The sequence below is a fragment of the Streptomyces sp. NPDC037410 genome (assembly GCF_055602235.1).
In genome coordinates this window covers 69,155-86,635 of record NZ_JBVJWR010000017.1, presented here as the reverse complement: position 1 = coordinate 86,635, position 17,481 = coordinate 69,155, and the positions used below count along the sequence as shown (strand labels likewise).

The following is a 17,481-nucleotide window of genomic DNA, read 5'->3' as shown; positions in this document are numbered from 1 at the left end:
AAAAAGGGGGAGCCTCCCCACCCCCCCCCCCCCCCCCCCCTTCTCCTCCCCCCCCCCCCCCCCCCCCCCCCCGGGGGGGGGCCCCCCCCCCCGCGGCCGATCTCCACGCCCTTCGGGCGGCCGGTGGAGCCGGAGGTGTAGATGACGTAGGCGAGCGTGTCCGCGGTGACGGGGACCGGCGTGTACAGGGACGGGGCCGAGTCGCCGCTCGGGGCGGCCGTCAGCTCGGCGACCGTCACGGTACGGGCGCCAGGGGCCGGCGAGGTGTCCGTACCGTCCACGACGACCAGGTCGGCGCCGCAGTCCTCGACGAGGTAGCGGCGGCGGTCGGCGGGCAGCACCGGGTCGACCGGCAGGTAGGCGGCGCCGGCGGTGAGCGTGCCGATGATGGCGGTGACCAGGGCGGCGCCCCGGGGCAGGCAGAGCGCCACGACGCTCTCCGGGCCGATGCCGAGGGCACCGAGGCGCGCGGCGATCACGGCGGCCTCGGCGCGCAGCTCGTCGAAGGTGAGGCGGTCGTCGCCGGCGACGACGGCGGTGCGCCCGCCGGGGGCGGTGGCGAGCCGGGCGAGGAGGTCGGCCGCGCCGGTACCGGCGGCGGCGCAGGTGCCGCAGGCGCAGGCGTCCGGGGAGCCGGGAACAGCGGCGGAGCAGTGCTCGGAGAGGACGTCGGTCATGGCGGGGCTCACCTTTCGTACAGGGTGGTGGAGGGGGTGGTGGTCGGGGAGCAGTCGGACAGCCGGACCGGCTCGCCCATGGCGACGAGGATCTTCCGGTCGCCGGTGTACGACTCCCGGCCGTGTGCGCAGAGGATGTTGTCGACGAGCATCAGGTCGCCGGCCTGCCAGCTCTCCCGCAGGGTGACCGCCTCGTACACGTCGTTGATCGCGTCCACCTCGGCGTCGGTGAGGGCGGTGCCGTCGCCGAGGCGGGTGTCGAAGGGCAGCCCGTCCGGGCCGAACGTGTCGGTGAGGACCTCGCGGACGTCCTCGTCGAGGCTGCGGGCGTTCCAGAAGGCGAAGTGGTTGAACCAGGACCGCTCGCCGGTCACCGGGTGGGTGACGATCGCGGAGCGGCGCTGACGGGTGCGCAGGGTGTCCTCGTCGAGCCACTCGTAGCCGATGGCGTGGGCGTCGCAGTACTCCTCCGCGCCCGCGGGTTCCTCCGAGGAGAAGGCCTTGCGCCAGGGCATGCCCGCGAGGTCCGAGTAGTTGCGGACGAGGAGCCAGCCGGCCTCGGCGAAGCGGTCGACCAGGTCCTGCGGCAGCATGGCGAGGGCCCTGCGCATGTCGCCGACGGTGGTCGCGCCGCCGGTCTGGGGGGCGGTGACGCAGCCGAAGAGCAGCACGCCGGGGAAGTCGAGGGTGTAGCTGTTCTCGTTGTGCAGGCGGATCGGCTGGGCGGCGGGGAGGTCGGTGGAGGAGAACACGCCTTCGCCGAAGTCGGTGCGGGGCGTGGCCTTCTCCTTGTAGCCGGCGCGCTGGGCCATCAGCGCGTCACGCGCCGCGGCGAACGTCGTCGCGTCCGTCACCGGAAGTCCGCGCAGCATCACCGCGCCGGAGTGGTGCAGTTCGGCCTGGATGGCCGGGAGCCGGTCCGACAGCCAGGCGGTGGCCTCCGCCATGGAGTCGAACGCGGGCGTCTGGACCAGGGCCGGCTTGCCGGGCTCCCGGACGGCGGTGATACCGGCGGTTCCCAGGTTCTGGGCGTACGTGGTCATGGTGGAACTCCTCTTGATCCCTCAGGGGGACAGGTCTGTCGACAGTGTGTGTCAGGCGTGGCTGGGGGCGGTCCTGGAGAGGTGCAGGGTCTCCAGGACCGGGTTCAGGCGGGCGAAGAAGCCGGGCAGGTCCTGCTGGAAGTAGAAGTGGTCGCCCGTCAGCACCTCGGGCACGACCTGGTGTCCGGCCACCAGGGACCAGCCGTCGAGCAGGTCGACCGGGACGATCGGGTCGGCGTCCCCGCCGAACACCGCGACCGGGCAGTCGAGCCGTACGGCCGGGGCCGTGCACCGGTAGGCGTCGTCGATGGCGAAGTCCGCGCGGATGGACGGCAGGACGATCTCGCGCAGCTCCTCGTCGTCGAGGATGCCGTCATCGGTGCCGCCGCGCTCCTTGATGGCCGCGACCAGCTCGTCGTCGTCGAGCCGCTCCGGGTGCACCGGGCACTGGTTGGGCAGCACCGGCGCCCGGCAGGCGGAGGCGATCAGCCCCCGCGGGGTGCGGCCGACGGCCTGCAGCGCGCGGGTCACCTCGAAGGCGACCAGGGAGCCCATGCTGTGCCCGAGCACCACCAGGGCACCGGTGTCCGCGGGCAGGGCGTCGACCACGGGCAGCGCCAGGTCGTCGACGGACTCGGGCAGGTCCTCGCTGAAACGGGCGCCGCGGCCCGGGTACTGCCCGATGAGCAGCCGCACGTCGGCCGGGAGGTGCTCGCGCCAGGCGCTGTACGCGTGCGCGTTGCCTCCGGCGTGCGGGAGCACGAGCAGCGAGAGGCGGTGCGGCAGGTCGCCGGGCAGGTCCCAGACGACGTCCTCGGGGGCGGGGGTCGGGGAGGTGGTCATCAGCTGATCCGTTCTGTCGCGGTGGTGTCGGTGTGGGTGCCGGTGTCTGTCTCGGCCTGGGCGACCGGCTCGGTCCTGCTGCGGCGACGGAGGGCCGGACGGGCCTTCTTCGCCGGCGCGGCCTTCAGGGACTCGATGTGCTCGGCCAGCCGGGCCGGGGTGGGGTGCTGGAAGACGTCACGGATGGTGAGCCGGACGTCGAGGGCCCCGGCGATGTGGTTGGTGAGGCGGGCGCCCAGGAGGGAGTGGCCGCCGTGGTGGAAGAAGTCGTCGTCGACGGTGAGGTCGGCGGTGGTGTCGAGGGTGCGGGCGAACAGCGCGAGGAGTGTTTCTTCGAGCGGCGTACGCGGGGCACGGCCGGTGGAGGCGAGGGGCCCAGGGGCGGGCAGGGCGCGCTTGTCGACCTTGCCGTTGGGGGTCAGGGGCAGCCGCTCCAGGACGATCACGTGCGTCGGGACGAGATGCTCGGGCAGCCGGTCGGATACGTGCCGGCGGATCCCGTCGAGAGGCGTGTCCTCGTCGGCGACGACATAGGCGGCGAGCTGTTCGTGGTGGACGGTGACGACGGCCTGGGTGACCGCCGGGTGGGTCAGAAGCGCGGCCTCCGTCTCCCCGGGCTCGACACGGAAACCACGGATCTTGATCTGGTCGTCCGCCCGGCCGTCGTAGTGGAGCTGACCGTGCCGGTCGAAATGGGCCAAGTCCCCCGTTCTGTACAACCGTTCACCGGCCGACGCGAAGGGATTCGGTACGAACCGGGTGGCGGTCAGATCAGACCGGCCCAGGTACCCGTGGGCGAGACCCTCACCCGCCAGATAGAGCTCACCGGTCACCCCCGGCACGCACAGGTTGAGATGAGCGTCGAGGACGTACGCTGCCTTGTTGACCAGTGGCGCGCCGACCGGGATGAGCGTGTGCGGGTCCTCACCGGCCTCGACCGTGTACGTGGTCGTGAATCCCATGGACTCGGCCGGCCCGTAGCCGTTGACGACCCGAATGCCCGGCTTGAGCTGCTGAAGCTTGTGCACGTGCGCCGGGGAGGCCGCCTCGCCGCCCGTGAAAGCGACGGTCACCGTGTCGAAGACCTCCGGGTGCTCGTCGACCAGGAAGTTGAACAGGCTCGCCGACAGCTGAAGCATCGTCACCCCGTGCCTACGGGACAACTCACCGATCACCACCGGCTCGGGCCGCTGCCCCGGCTGCAACACCGTCGCACCGCCGTGCAACAACGCACCCCAGAACTCCAGGCTGAACGCATCCCACGACACCGGCGAGCACTGCAGAAACACCTCGCCAGGACCGAACAACCCGTACGACTGGCCCGACACCGTCGACACCAGATTCCGGTGCGACGACAAAATCGCCTTCGGCCGACCCGTCGAACCCGACGTGAACATCAGGCAGGCGGGGTCGTCGGGGCTGAGCGGCAGGCCGAGGTTGCCGGGGTTGCGGGACAGCAGCTCGCCCGGGGCCTCGGTGTGCGTCTGCCACAGTCCGTCGACACGCCCGGCGAGGGCGGGCGCGGTGACGAGGTGGCCGATGCCGGCGTCGACGGCCGCCGAGCGCAGGCGCTCGTCCGGGAAGTCCGGGTCCAGGAGCGTGTACCCCGCTCCCGCCTTGACCACGGCGATCACCGCCGCCGCGAACTCCACCCCGCGCTCAAGCAGGACGCCCGCCATGTCGCCTCGGCCCAGGCCGTGGGCCCGCAGGTGGTGGGCCCACCGGTTGGCCATCGCGTTCAGCTCCGCGTACGACACCTCGCGGTCGCCGTCGAGCAGGGCCGTCTTGTCCGGACGGAGGGCCACCTGCTCCTCGAACCGCTCGACGAGGGAGGCATCGCCGGCCTCGGCGACGGTCCCCGCCCAGGGACCGGTCAGCAGCTCGCGCTCCGCGCCCGACAGGATGTCCAGGGAAGAGAGCGGAAGGGTGGGATCGTCGAGCACCTGGGCAAGGACCAGGCCGAGCACCGACGCCATACGGCGTACCGAGTCCTCGTCGAACAGCTCGGACGCGAAGAGGATCGCGCCGTGCAGGCGTCGGCTGTCGTCCGAGCGGAGCAGGAACTCCAGGTCGAACTTCGCGGCCCCGCTCACCAGGCCGGAGACCTCGGCAGTACGGACGCCGGGCAGGCGAAGCTCGGGAACAGCGCCCACTTCGAGGCCGAGGCAGATCTGGAAGAGCGGGTGGCGCGAGAGGCTCCGGGTGGGGTTGACCGCTTCGAGGACCAGGTCGAAGGGGGCCTCCTGGTGAGCGAAGGCGTCCAGGTCCGCCGTACGCACCCGGCGGACCAGGTCGCGGAAACTCGGGTCACCGGCGCTGCTGGTCCGCAGGACCAGCGTGTTCACGAAGAACCCCACCAAGTCCTGCAAAGACCGCTCACCACGACCCGCCACCGGCGTTCCGATCGCCAGATCGGAACCCGCGCCGAGCCGCGTCAGCGCCGCGACCAGCGCCGCGTGCACCACCATGAACGGCGTGCACCCCTCCGAGCGAGCGAGGACCGCGATCCGCTCGAACAGGTCCGCACCGAGGTCGAGCTCGACCTGACCGCCCTGATGTGAGGCCCTGGCCGGTCTCGGACGGTCCAGGTTCAGCCCGTGCTCCTCCGGCAGACCCTCCAGCGCACCACGCCAGAAGCTCACCTCCCGGCCCAGCACGCTCTCCGGATCGTCCGCCGCACCCAGTACCCGCCGCTGCCAGGCCGCATAGTCCGCGTACTGGACCGCCAGCGGTTCAAGGACCCGGCCCTCCACGCCGGCAACCCGAGCCTCGTACGCCCGCTGCAGATCGCCGAAGAACACCGCATTCGACAGACCGTCCGTCGCGATGTGATGCACCACAAGGGACAACACCACCGAGCCGTCACCCAGCTCGAACACCACCGCCCGCAGCGGAAGCTCCACCGCCAGGTCGAAGACACGACCGGCCAGCTGCGCCAGCTCCTCGGCCACATCGGAAGCGGCGACGCGCCGGCGCTCCACCGACACCCGGGCCAGCTCGGGCGCGAGGACCCGCTGACGCGGCTCGCCCTCCACCGACTCGAACACCGTCCGCAGCGGAGCATGCCGCTCCACCACATCACTCAGCGCCGACTCCAGGACTCCGACATCAAGACCGCCCTCACACCGCACCACCATCGGCACGTTGTAAGCCGCGCTGTCCGCGTCCAACTGCGCCAGCAGCCACAGCCGCCGCTGAGCGAACGACGCCGGTGCCAGTTCACCGTCCCCCTCCCCCGCGACGAGCGGCGGAAGAGCCTCCCCCTTGTCCCGCCCGGCGACCAGCTCCGCGAGCCCGGCCACCGTCGGACGCGCGAACACGTCCCGGATCGTCAGCCGCGTGCCCAGCACTTCAGAGATGTGGTTCGTCAGCCGGGCGGCGAGCAGCGAGTGGCCACCGTGGTGGAAGAAGTCGTCGTCGACGGTGAGGTCGGCGGTGGTGTCGAGGGTGCGGGCGAACAGCGCGAGGAGTGTTTCTTCGAGCGGCGTACGCGGAGCACGGCCGGTGGAGGCGACGGGAGCCGGTTCGGGCAGGGCGCGCTTCTCGACCTTGCCGTTGGGCGTGAGCGGCAGCCGCTCCAGGACGATCACATGCCTCGGGACCAGGTGCTCGGGCAGCCGGTCTGCCACGTGCCGGCGGATCTCTTCCGATTCCGGCTGGCGGCTGGTGACCACGTACGCGGCGAGCTGTTCGTGGTGGACGGTGACGACGGCCTGGGTGACCGCCGGGTGGGTCAGAAGCGCGGCCTCCGTCTCCCCGGGCTCGACACGGAAACCACGGATCTTGATCTGGTCGTCGGCCCGGCCGTCGTAGTGGAGCTGACCGTGCCGGTCGAAGTGCGCCAGGTCCCCCGTTCTGTACAACCGGTCAGCGGCCCTCCCGAAGGGATTCGGTACGAACCGGGTGGCGGTCAGGTCAGACCGGCCCAGGTAACCGTGGGCTAGACCCTCACCCGCCAGATAGAGCTCACCGGTCACGCCCGGCGCGCACAGGTTCAGGTGAGCGTCGAGGACATACGCTGCCTTGTTGACCAGCGGCGCGCCGACCGGGATCAACGCATGCGGGTCCTCGTCCGGTTCGACCGTGTAGGTCGTGGTGAATCCCATGGACTCCGCCGGCCCATAGCCGTTGACCACCCTGATCCCCGGCTTGAGCCGCTGAAGCTTGTGCACATGCGCCGGGGAAGCCGCCTCACCGCCCGTGAAAGCGACCGTGACCGTGTCGAAGGCCTCCGGGTGCTCGTCGACCAGGAAGTTGAACAGGCTCGCCGACAGCTGAAGCATCGTCACCCCGTGCCTACGGGACAACTCACCGATCACCACCGGCTCGGGCCGCTGCCCCGGCTGCAACACCGTCGCACCGCCGTGCAACAACGCACCCCAGAACTCCAGGCTGAACGCGTCCCACGACACCGGCGAGCACTGCAGAAACACCTCGCCAGGACCGAACAACCCGTACGACTGGCCCGACACCGTCGACACCAGATTCCGGTGCGACGACAAAATCGCCTTCGGCCGACCCGTCGAACCCGACGTGAACATCAGGCACGCCACGTCGTCGGCGCTCCGTTCCGTGCCGAGGTTCTCGCTGCCGAGGCCTGCCAGCTGCTCGGAGGAGCAGGAGGCCGTGTCCCAGGGCCCGGTCAGGCGGGCGGCGAGGCGGGGCTCGGCGACCAGGACGCTGATGCCGGCGTCGGTCGCCGCCGAGCGGAGCCGCTCGTCCGGGAAGTCCGGGTCGAGGAGCGTGTACCCCGCCCCCGTCTTGAGGACCGCGATCACCACCGCCGCGAAATCCACTCCGCGCTCCCACAGGACACCCGCCATGTGGCCGCGTCCGAGGCCGCGGGAGCGGAGGTGGCGGGCCCAGCGGTTGGCGGCGGCGTTGAGTTCGGCGTACGTGACCTCCCCCGCCTCGTCGATGAGCGCGACCCCGTCGGGGAACCGGGCGGCCTGCTCCTCGAACCGCTCCACGAGCGTCGCGTCCACCGGGTCCGCCACCGGCCCGGCCCACTCGCCCGTGAGGAGCTCGCGCTCGGTCGCCGACAGCACCTCCAGACCCGACAGCGGCAGCTGCGGCTGGTCGACGACCTGGGCCAGCACCTCGCCGAGGACGGTCGCCATCCTTCGTACCGTGGACTCGTCGAACAGCTCCGCCGCGAAGAGCACGGTGGCCCGCAGCTGCTTCTCGTCGTCGGAGCGGAGGAAGAACTCCAGGTCGAACTTGGCGGATCCGCTGGAGACCTTCTCCACGGGGCCCGTCCGGACTCCGCTCAGCTCGAAGGCGGGGCCGTCGTCGGTCTCCAGTCCCAGGCTGATCTGGAAGAGGGGGTGGCGCGAGAGGCTCCTGGTGGGGTTGACCGCTTCGAGGACCAGGTCGAAGGGGGCCTCCTGGTGAGCGAAGGCGTCCAGGTCCGCCGTACGCACGCGGCCGAGCAACTCGCGGAAGCTCGGGTCACCGGCACTGTTCGTCCGCAGGACCAGCGTGTTCACGAAGAACCCCACCAACTCCTGCAAGGACCGCTCACCACGACCTGCCACCGGCGTACCGATCGCCAGATCCGACCCCGCACCCAGCCGGGTCAGCGCCGCGACCAGCGCCGCGTGCACCACCATGAACGGCGTGCACCCCTCCGCCCGGGCGAACGCGGCCACCCGCTCGTAGAGGTCCCCGGCGAACCCGACCTCGACCTGACCGCCCTGATGCGAGGCCCTGGCCGGCCTGGGACGGTCCAGGTTCAGGCCGTGCTCCTCCGGCAGACCCTCCAGCGCCCCACTCCAGAAGCCCAACTCCCGGCCCAGCACGCTCTCCGGATCGTCCGCCGCACCCAGTACGCGCCGCTGCCAGACCGCATAGTCCGCGTACTGCACGGCCAGCGGCTCCAGAACCGGGCCCTCGACCCCTGCGACACGAGCCTCGTACGCCCGCTGCAGATCGCCGAAGAACACCGCATTCGACAGACCGTCCGTCGCGATGTGATGCACCACAAGTGACAACACCACCGAGCCGTCACCCAGCTCGAACACCACCGCCCGCAGCGGAAGGTCCTCGGCCAGATCGAAGACACGACCGGCCGCCGCGGCCAACTCCCCCTCAAGCGCTCCGACATCGATCCGACGCCGGACCACCGACACGCGCGCACGCTCCGGCGGAAGCACCCGCTGACGCGGCTCGCCCTCCACCGACTCGAACACCGTCCGCAGCGGAGCATGCCGCTCCACCACATCACTCAGCGCCGACTCCAGGGCTCCGACATCAAGACCGCCCTCACACCGCACCACCATCGGCACGTTGTAAGCCGCGCTGTCCCCCTCCAGCTCCGAGAGGAGCCACAGCCGCCGCTGAGCGAACGACGCCGGTGCCAGTTCACCGTCCCCCTCCCCCGCGAGCGGCGGCGGGACGGCCCGTACCCCGTTCTGTGCGGCGAGCAGCTCCGCGAGTCCCGCCACGGTCGGATGCCCGAACACGTCCTTGATCGTCAGCCGTACGCCGAAGGCCTCGGCGATGTGGTTCGTCAGCCGGGCCGCGAGCAGCGAGTGGCCGCCGAGGGCGAAGAAGCTGTCGTCGATGCCCACCTGGGCGGTCGAGTCCAGGGTCCTGGTGAACAGCCCGGCGAGGATCTCCTCGGTCTCGTCGCGCGGAGCGCGGGCCGTGGTCAGGGCCGTCGTCGGCGTGGGCAGGGCCCGCTTGTCGATCTTTCCGTTCGGTGTGACGGGCAGGCGGTCGAGCGTGGTCACGTACGTGGGGACGAGGTGCTCGGGGAGCCGCGCTGCGACGTGCCGGCGGATCTCCTCAGGATCGGTGTCGCCGTCGGTGACGACGATGTAGGCGGCGAGTCTCTTCTCGTGGACGGTGACGACGGCCTGGGTGACCTGGGGGTGCGTCAGGAGCGCGGCCTCGGTCTCGCCGGGTTCGATGCGGAAGCCGAGGATCTTGATCTGGTCGTCGGCCCGGCCTTCGTAGAGGAGGCGTCCGTCCCGGTCGAAGCGGGCCAGGTCGCCCGTCCGGTAGAGCCGGCCGCCCGCGGGGCCGAAGGGGTCGGGTACGAAGCGGGTGGCGGTCAGGTCCGGGCGGCCCAGGTAGCCGTGGGCGAGGCCTTCGCCCGCCACGTACAGCTCGCCCGTCACGCCCGGCGGGCACAGGTGGAGGTGTGCGTCCAGGACGTAGGCCGGCTTGTTGACGAGCGGGGTGCCGATCGGGATCACCGCGTGGGGCTCGTCCGCGGCCTCGATGGTCTGGGTGGTGGCGTAGATCATGACCTCGGCCGGTCCGTAGCCGTTGAGGACGGCGATGCCGGGCCTGAGCTGCTGGAGCTTGTGGACGTGCGCCGGGGAGGCCGCCTCGCCCACCGTGAAGGCGGTGGTGACGGTCTCGAAGGCCTCGGGGTGCTCGTCGGTGAGGTAGTTGAAGAGGGTGGCCGAGAGCAGGAGCGTCGTGACGTGGTGGCGGCGTGCGAGGTCGGTCACGAGGGCGGGTTCGGGTTTCTGGCCCGGCTGGAGGACCGCCGTGCCGCCGTGGAGGAGAGCGCCCCAGAACTCCAGGCTGAACGCGTCCCAGGACACCGGCGAGCACTGGAGGTAGACCTGTTCCGGTCCCACCGGCAGGTAGGGCTGGCCGATGAGGGTCGCGACCAGGTTGCGATGGGAGGACAGGATGGCCTTCGGCCGGCCGGTCGAGCCCGAGGTGAACATGAGGCAGGCGGGGTCGTCGGGGCCGAGCGGCACGCCGAGGTTGCCGGGGTGGTGGGCCAGGAGTTCGCCGGGTGCCTCGGTGTGGGTCTGCCAGGGGCCGTCGACGCGCTCGGCGAGCACCGGGCGGGTGACGAGGTGGGTGATGCCGGCGTCGGTGGCCGCCGAGCGCAGTCGGTCGTCGGGGAAGTCCGGGTCGAGGAGGACGTGGGCGGCGCCGGTCTTCAGGACGGCGAGCAGGGCGGTGGCGAAGCGGGTGCCGCGCTCGAAGAGGACGCCGGCCAGGTCGCCGCGTCCGAGGCCGCGGGAGCGGAGGTGGCGGGCCCAGCGGTTGGCGGCGGCGTTGAGTTCGGCGTACGTGACCTCCCCCGCCTCGTCGATGAGCGCGACCCCGTCGGGGAACCGGGCCGCCTGCTCCTCGAACCGCTCCACGAGCGTCGAGTCCACCGGGTCCGCCACCGGCCCGGCCCACTCGCCCGTGAGGAGCTCGCGCTCCGTCGCCGACAGCACGTCGAGGTCGGCGACCCTGTGCTCGCCCGGTCGCTCCGAGGCGAGGACGGTGGAGAGGAAGGCGGCGAACCGGTCCTGGTGGGCGGCGACGGCCGTCACGTCGACGCCGTCGACGGGGGTGTCGAAGTCGATGCGCAGGCCGTTCGCCGCGCCCAGGTCGAGCACGGCGACGCTGAGGTCGTCGACGGGGCCGTTGCTCACGTTGTGGTTGACCGTCGGGTGGCCGCACACGGTGAGCTCCCCGTGGAAGCCCATGATGTTGAGGACGGGGGTGGCCAGCCTGCGGGCGCCGTCGATGACCCCGGCATCGCGGCACAGGTCCTCGAACCGGGTCAGCTGGTGGCGCAGGCCGTGCTTGACCTCGGCCCCCACCGAGCGGACGAGCGCGCCGAGCGAGTCCTCGGGCCGGACCCGGATCCTGAGCGGGACCACGTTCGACGACATGCCGGGGGTGCTGCGGGCGAGCTTGGAGGTCCTGCCGGTCACCGGCAGGGCGATCATCAGCTCCGTGCGTCCGGTGACGCGGTGCAGGTAGACCGAGAAGAGGGCCACGAGGAGGACGGACCAGGTGGCGCGCTCGCCGCGGGCGACCGAGCGGAGCCGGTCGGCGTCCGCCGGGGACACCCGTACGCTCCGGCGGGCGAAGGGCAGTCCGCCGTGCGCGGCCGGCGCCCGACCGGTGCCCCGGACGAGGCCGGCGGGTGCGTCCGGGGCTCCGGCGAGGTGCTCGCGCCAGGCGGCGCGCTCGGCGGCGGCCTCCTCGGACCGGCGGTACGCGGCGTCCTCGGCGAGCAGCTCCGCCAGGCTCCCGAACGGGGAGGGCCCCCAGGGCTCGCCCGCGACGGCCTGCTCGTACAGCTCGATCAGCCGCGCCAGAGCCATCGAGACGCCCACTCCGTCGACGACCAGGTGGTGGAACCCGTAGAAGTAGAAGTACCTCTCCTCACCGAGCTTGATCAGCGCGCAGCGGACCGGCGGCTGGTCGGTGAGGTCGAAGGGGGCGCAGATCAGGGCGTCGACGGTCCGCCAGGCCTCCCCCTCCGGGTCGTCGGTGCCGCTCACGTCGGTGAACGGCAGGCTGCGCGTGCCGGCGTCGGTGTCGACGAGCTGCCACACCTGCTCTCCGTCGTCCTCGAAGCGGCGGATGCGGAGGAAGTCCGCCTCCTCGACGAGCCGGCGCCAGGCGGCGGCCATCAGCTGCGGGTCCACGGGGCCGTTGATCTCGCGGCACTCGGCGACGTTGTACTTCACGCCGGTGGGGTCGAGGGCGTGTGCCGTCCAGATGTCACGCTGGGCCACCGAGAGCGGCAACCGGACGGCAGCCGGAGCGGGTGCGACGGGCGTGTCGAACGGCATGAGGGGCTCCTGTGGAAGGCACGACGGAGGAGAGGGGCTTCTTGAGGGGGCTTCTTGGCGGGCTTCTTGGGGAGAGCGCGGCGGGGCAGTCGCCATACAACCCGTGGGCCGGCGCCGGGAGCGGCAGTTGATCCGGCGGTACGCCAGCGGTTCGGCGGTGGGGCGGCAGTTGATCCAGCGGTGCGGCGATGGATCGGCAGTCGGGCGGCACCCGTTCCGGCAGTCGTACGGACGCCAGGGCGTGGCGTGCTGCCGGTCACCGCGACGGCGTCGTCACCGCGCTCAGTTCCCCCGCGAGGGCCCGCACCACGCGCAGCACCCGGAACGCCGAGCGGCCGCCGTCCGCGCCGGCCCGGATCGCGCCGCTGACCAGCAGGTCACGGACCATGCGGCCGCAGTGCGGCAGGGGCATGCCGGTCAGCCTGACGACGTCCTCCAGGACGAACGTCTCCTCGCCCGTGGCGCACAGCGCGCCGATCAGGTCCCGGTGGCCGTCGGGGAGCGCGGCGAGCGTGCGGGCGACGCGCTCGCGGAGGCGGGAGCCGGAGCGGCCGTCGGCCAGGTGGTCGAGCAGCGGTGCGGGGTCGGACTCGACGATGCCGCGCAGCGTGGTGAGGTCGCAGACGGTGAGCCAGGAGGCCGCGGCGGCCAGGGCGAGGGGGTGGCCGTCGAGCCGGTGGCTGACCCAGGCGACGTCCGCGAGGACGCGGTCGTCAGGGACGATGTCGGGGCGGACGTGGCGGAGCCGGCTGAGGAGGAACCGGGCGGCAGCCGCGTCCGGGCGGATGCCGTCGGTGGGGTCCGGCGCCTCCAGCGGGGAGAGCAGGAAGAGGCGTTCGCCGGGGACGTTCCAGGGTTCGTCGGCGGTGACGAGGAGGCGGAGCCCGGGCAGCTCGCGCAGCAGCCGGCTGAGGCGCGGGAAGTCGAGTCGTGCGGTGTCGACGCCGTCGAGGACGAGGAGGACCGCGCGGTCGCCGAGCGCGCCGGCCAGTTCGGGGAGGAGTTCGTCCGCGTGGCCGTCGCCGTGCAGGAAGGCGGCGCAGTCGGCGGTGAGGGCGGCGGGCCGGCCGTCGCAGGCCGGGAGGCAGTCGGCGACCGCCCCGGGCGCGGTGTGCCACAGCACCGGGAGACCCGCCTCATGCAGTCGGGCCGCCGCTTCCAGGGCCACTCTCGTCTTGCCGACGCCGCTCAGCCCGACGACGGTGATCAGTCGTTCGGCTCCGGAGCGCAGCTCCTCCGTGAGGACGGTGGCCTCGGCGTCCCGTTCGATCAGCGGGTGCAGCGGTACGGGCGGGGCCGGCCGTTCGGTGGCGAAGTGCCCGGTCCCGGCGCCGCCCCGGTGTCCGTGTCCGCGCCGCACCGCGTCCTCCAGGACCGCACGGGCCCGGGGGCCGAGGCGCAGGCCGTCGGCGATCAGCCGGATCGTGTCGGCTCTCGGGCGCTGCGCCTTGCCCTTCTCCAGGTCGCGGATGGCGCGGACGCTGATGGTGGACAGGTCCGCGAGCTCCTGCTGGGTGAGGCCGATGCGGAGCCGGTGGCCGCGTATGAGGGTGCCGAGTGCGGCGGTGGCCGTCACGGTGTCCTCCGGGGAGAGACTGGTCGTCATGAGAAGCTCCCGCTGGTCGAGTTGGGCGGGCCTCCGGTTCCGCCGCCCGATCGGGCCGGTGACCGGGGGCTGCGCCTCGCCGTCTGCTGGAACCCATCGTCCGGACGCGACTATTCAGGGGGCATCCCGGCACTAACCGGCCGCCGTCCCTCCGGACGTGGAGATGCCGGGGCCGTGGTGCCCGGCGATAGCGGCATAGGGAGGCGTGATAGCGGGTCGGGCGGGGGGCGGTTCCGTGATAGCGGGGTGATAAGGCAGCGAGCGGTGCCGTGAATCCGCGTGTTCCTAAGTTGGTGGTCAGAAGGAAACACCGCACACCGACGAGAGGCAGGATCCGATGTCGTACTCCACCACCACCGCCGCACGCACCTCCGTCCGCGCCGCCGTGACCGCCGCGCTGATCGTGATCCTGACCGGGGCGGGCGTCCAGGCGAGCTGGGCCGACGGGACGACGGGCACCACGACGAGCACCACTCCGGTCTGCACGACCACGGTCGACGCCACCGGCACGCCCGTCACCACGTGCAGCACCGACAACAACCCCTGGGACTGACCTCCGCCCGGCCGGCCGGCGAGCTCAGCGGCCGGACGCGAGCAGCCGTTCCGCCTCGGCGAGTTCGCGCCCCATCCGCCGCTCGCGGAACACCTCGACCGCCGGGACGAGCAGCTCCCTCGAGCGCCCCGGCTCAGCGTCGAGCAGACGGGCGAGGTCCAGGCGCGCCAGCGCGCCCCCGCTGAAATCCATGACGCCCTCCCGCGCGGTCACCGCGCGGTCGAAGAAGTCCCGGGCCCGATCGGGGCGGCCCATGAAAAGGAAGGCGTGTCCCAGGTCGCGGAGCAGATGGCCTTCTCCGATGACGTCGCCGGAATCCCGGCAGAGTTCCAGTACTTCCGTGAAGGTCAGGACCGCCAGGTCGCTCCGGCCCTGTTCGAGCAGCAGCTGCCCGACGCGCCGCAGTGTGCGCGCCCGGCCGCCCGTGTAGCCGACCCCTTCGTAGATGTCGAGCGCCTCGTCCAGCTGCTTCTGTGCCGCCGCGATCTCGCCCTGCCGCATCCGGATGTGCGCGCTCTGGGTCAGGACGATCGCGCGGCCGACGACGTCGCCGGCCCGGTCGAAGTCGGCCAGGGACCTCCGGTACAGCTCCAGGGCCGCGGAGTCGTCGCCGCTGCTGCGGGCGATGAGCGCCATGTCGCGGCGGCAGAGTGCCTCGCCCATCGGCTCGTCGAGTGCCTGGAAGACGTCGAGCGCCGAATTGAGCGCCTGCCGGGCCGTGTCGAACTGGTTGCGGCTCATGTAGAGCGAGCCGAGCGAGGCCCGTATCGCGGCGGTGCCCCGCAGGTTGCCCGCCTTGCGGACGGCGGCCAGCGCGCTCAGGTGGGTCTGCTCCCACAGGTCGTAGTGGCCGCGCACCTCGAACAGCGTGACGAGCGAGGTCGCGAGGTCCCAGCTGAGGTCGTGGAGGCCCGCGTCGGCGGTGTGCTCGACCATCCCGCACAGGGAGGCCTGCTCGGCGTCGAGCCAGGCCAGCGGGTCGGCGAGCACCTCGTCCGTGTAGGAGTCCGGGGGTTCCCAGCGGGGCGCGTCGCCGTGCAGGACGGTGAAGTCACCGCCGTACACCTTGCGGTGGGCCTGCTGGGCCAGGTGCATCCAGCCGCCCGCCATCCGGGCGAGCGCCTCCTGCCGTGCCTCGGGCGTGTGGTGTGCGGCCAGCTGTTCCCGCGCGTACACGCGGATGATCTCGTGGAAGCGGTACCGGAAACCGCCGGTCCGCTCCACTCCGGCGACGTCCAGCATCTGCACGTCGACCAGCGGTTCCATCAGGTCCGAGGGGAACGGGCGGCGGTCGTCGAGCAGGGCGCCCGCCAGCCAGCTCGGCAGGGTCGGTGCCTGCGCCATGCTCAGGAGGCGCAGGAGACGACGGTCGTCCGGTGCCAGGCCTTCGTACGTCAGGGACAGGCTGGCGCGCATGGTCATCTCGCCGTGCGCCAGTTCGTCGAGGCGGTGCCGCTCGTTGGCGAGCCGCTGCACCATGGACGCCAGGGTCCAGTGCGGGCGCGCCGCGAGGCGGGCGGCGACGATCCGCAGGGCCAGCGGGAGGCGTCCGACCGTGCGGACCAGGGCCTCCGCGGCCGCGGCCTCGCCCGCGACCCGCTCGCGTCCGATGATCCGCGAGAGCAGTTCGAGGGCGCGGTCCTCGGCGAGCACGTCGAGTTCGACGCGGTGCGCGCCGGGCAGGGCGGTGAGGCGGGCCCGGCCGGTGACGAGGACGGCGCAGCCGCGGCTGCCCGGGAGCAGGGGCAGCACCTGGCCTTCGCCGCAGGCGTCGTCGAGGACGACCAGGACGCGGCGGGAGGCGAGCCGGGTGCGGTACATCTCGGCGCGCTCGTCGAGGGATTCCGGGATCAGCTGGCCGGGGATGCCGAGCGCGCGCAGGAAGCGTCCGAGGACCTCCTCGGGGGTGGCCGGGGTGCCGGTCGTGCCGCGCAGGTCGCAGTAGAGCTGGCCGTCGGGGAAGCCGGTCTCGGAGAGCATGTGGGCGACGTGCACGGCGAGGGTCGACTTGCCGGTGCCGGGCTTGCCGGTGATCGCGGCGAGCCCCACGGTGGTGCGGCCGGGCCGTCCGGTGAGCGCCTCTTCGAGTGCGGCGAGCTGTCCGGCGTCGGAGACGAAGTCGGCGACGGCGGCGGGCAGCTGGTGCGGTACGGCGTCCTGGCGTACGGACTCGGGTGCGGGCGGGGCCGTCGGCTCGGGCTCCTCCTCCGTCGCCGGTGCCGCCGTCTGCTCCTCGGCCTTGTCCCCCGGGACGCGTACGGATGCGGGTGCGGGTGCGGCGGGTGCGGGCAGCCGGCCGGCGAGGATCGCCGACTCCAGTTCCCTGAGCTCCCGGCTGGGTTCCAGACCGAGTTCCTCGGCGAGGAACCGCCGGGCGGTCCGGAAGGCCTCCAGGGCCTCGGCCTGCCGTCCCGACCAGTAGAGCGCCTGGATGAGCTGGCCGCGCAGCTTCTCCCGCAGGGGGTGTTCGTGGACGAGCCTCTGCAGTTCGCCCACGAGGCCGTCGTAGCGTCCGAGTTCGAGCTCCAGTCGGATGCGGAGTTCGACGGCGGTCAGGCGTTCCTCGTTGAGCTGGCGTGCCTTGTTGGCCAGGGGGCCGCTGTCGAGGCCGGACAGGCAGTCGCCCTGCCAGAGCGTCACCGCGTCCCTCAACAGCCGTACGGCCTCGTCGAGTTCTCCGCGTTCGCGCAGCCGTCGGGCGCGTAAGACGAGGGTGGTGAAGAGCGCGGCGTCCACGTTCCCGGCGTCGGTGTGCAGGACGTATCCCGGGGGGCGGGTCGTGATCGAGACCTCGCCGTCCGCGCCCGCGAGGAGTTTGCGCAGCCGCGACACGCAGATCTGCACCTGGGTACGGGCGGTCTCCGGCGGGTTGTCCTCCCAGATGAGGTCCACCAGATGGTTGGTGCTGACCACCCGGTTCACCTCGAGGAGCAGCGCCGCGAGGATCACCTCCTGGCGGCCCGGAGGGAGCCGCAGCGGCCCGACGGGGCCGTGGACCTGGAGCGGTCCCAGGACCCGGAAGACGAGGGGCGACATGTCCGGGAGCTCCTGCGATCTGTCCCCGATGTCGTCCGTCACCGATTCCCCCACCAAAGAAACGAGTTGACACGTCAGGACCAAGTGTGGACAGTCTCCACAACCACCCCCGCCTTGTCCATGCCGTGAAGATCCCGGTCGGAGATAGAGGGGGGATAACGCGGAGTTGGCG

General features: G+C 72.1%; 7 protein-coding genes. 1 reads left to right on the top strand and 6 read right to left on the bottom strand.

Annotation, left to right across the window (positions count from 1 at the left end; genetic code table 11):
- From ACZ7HT_RS26275 to ACZ7HT_RS26255, 5 genes are all read right to left on the bottom strand, one after another.
- Window positions 1-677, bottom strand: a 677-nt coding sequence (locus tag ACZ7HT_RS26275; RefSeq protein WP_471170498.1) for an AMP-binding protein, incomplete at its 3' end; no start/stop codon positions are given.
- 8 nt (window positions 678-685) lie between these two features.
- A complete protein-coding gene (locus tag ACZ7HT_RS26270; protein ID WP_471170496.1) occupies window positions 686-1,720 on the bottom strand; it encodes a TauD/TfdA family dioxygenase in 1,035 nt (344 codons plus the stop codon).
- Between the two features lie 51 nt (window positions 1,721-1,771).
- Window positions 1,772-2,563, bottom strand: coding sequence for a thioesterase II family protein (locus tag ACZ7HT_RS26265; protein WP_471170494.1), 792 nt, complete (start codon window positions 2,561-2,563; stop codon window positions 1,772-1,774).
- Window positions 2,563-12,114, bottom strand: a complete 9,552-nt coding sequence (locus tag ACZ7HT_RS26260) for a non-ribosomal peptide synthetase (RefSeq protein ID WP_471170492.1) — start codon at window positions 12,112-12,114, stop codon at window positions 2,563-2,565. Before ACZ7HT_RS26260 ends, ACZ7HT_RS26265 begins: the two co-directional genes overlap by 1 nt.
- A 256-nt stretch (window positions 12,115-12,370) precedes the next feature.
- Window positions 12,371-13,720 carry a helix-turn-helix domain-containing protein gene (locus ACZ7HT_RS26255; RefSeq protein ID WP_471170491.1) on the bottom strand — a complete coding sequence of 450 codons (1,350 nt, stop codon included), beginning with the start codon at window positions 13,718-13,720 and terminating at the stop codon, window positions 12,371-12,373.
- A gap of 337 nt (window positions 13,721-14,057) precedes the next feature.
- On the opposite strand from ACZ7HT_RS26255, the gene ACZ7HT_RS26250 reads away from it, so the two are divergent.
- The gene (locus ACZ7HT_RS26250; protein WP_471170490.1) at window positions 14,058-14,273 is read left to right on the top strand and encodes a hypothetical protein; all 216 of its coding nucleotides are present in this window, start codon (window positions 14,058-14,060) and stop codon (window positions 14,271-14,273) included.
- Between the two features lie 24 nt (window positions 14,274-14,297).
- Here the strand turns inward: ACZ7HT_RS26250 and ACZ7HT_RS26245 are convergent, their stop codons facing one another.
- On the bottom strand, window positions 14,298-17,309 hold the full coding sequence (locus ACZ7HT_RS26245; protein ID WP_471170488.1) for an AfsR/SARP family transcriptional regulator: 3,012 nt from the start codon (window positions 17,307-17,309) through the stop codon (window positions 14,298-14,300).
- Between the last annotated feature and the right edge of the window lie 172 nt (window positions 17,310-17,481).

Bases quoted from the DNA above. Each gene is read 5' to 3' on its own strand.
- ACZ7HT_RS26270 (WP_471170496.1), bottom strand. From the start codon at position 1,720: ATGACCACGTACGCCCAGAACCTGGGAACCGCCGGTATCACCGCCGTC.
- ACZ7HT_RS26265 (WP_471170494.1), bottom strand. From the start codon at position 2,563: ATGACCACCTCCCCGACCCCCGCCCCCGAGGACGTCGTCTGGGACCTG.
- ACZ7HT_RS26260 (WP_471170492.1), bottom strand. From the start codon at position 12,114: ATGCCGTTCGACACGCCCGTCGCACCCGCTCCGGCTGCCGTCCGGTTG.
- ACZ7HT_RS26255 (WP_471170491.1), bottom strand. From the start codon at position 13,720: ATGACGACCAGTCTCTCCCCGGAGGACACCGTGACGGCCACCGCCGCA.
- ACZ7HT_RS26250 (WP_471170490.1), top strand. From the start codon at position 14,058: ATGTCGTACTCCACCACCACCGCCGCACGCACCTCCGTCCGCGCCGCC.
- ACZ7HT_RS26245 (WP_471170488.1), bottom strand. From the start codon at position 17,309: ATGTCGCCCCTCGTCTTCCGGGTCCTGGGACCGCTCCAGGTCCACGGC.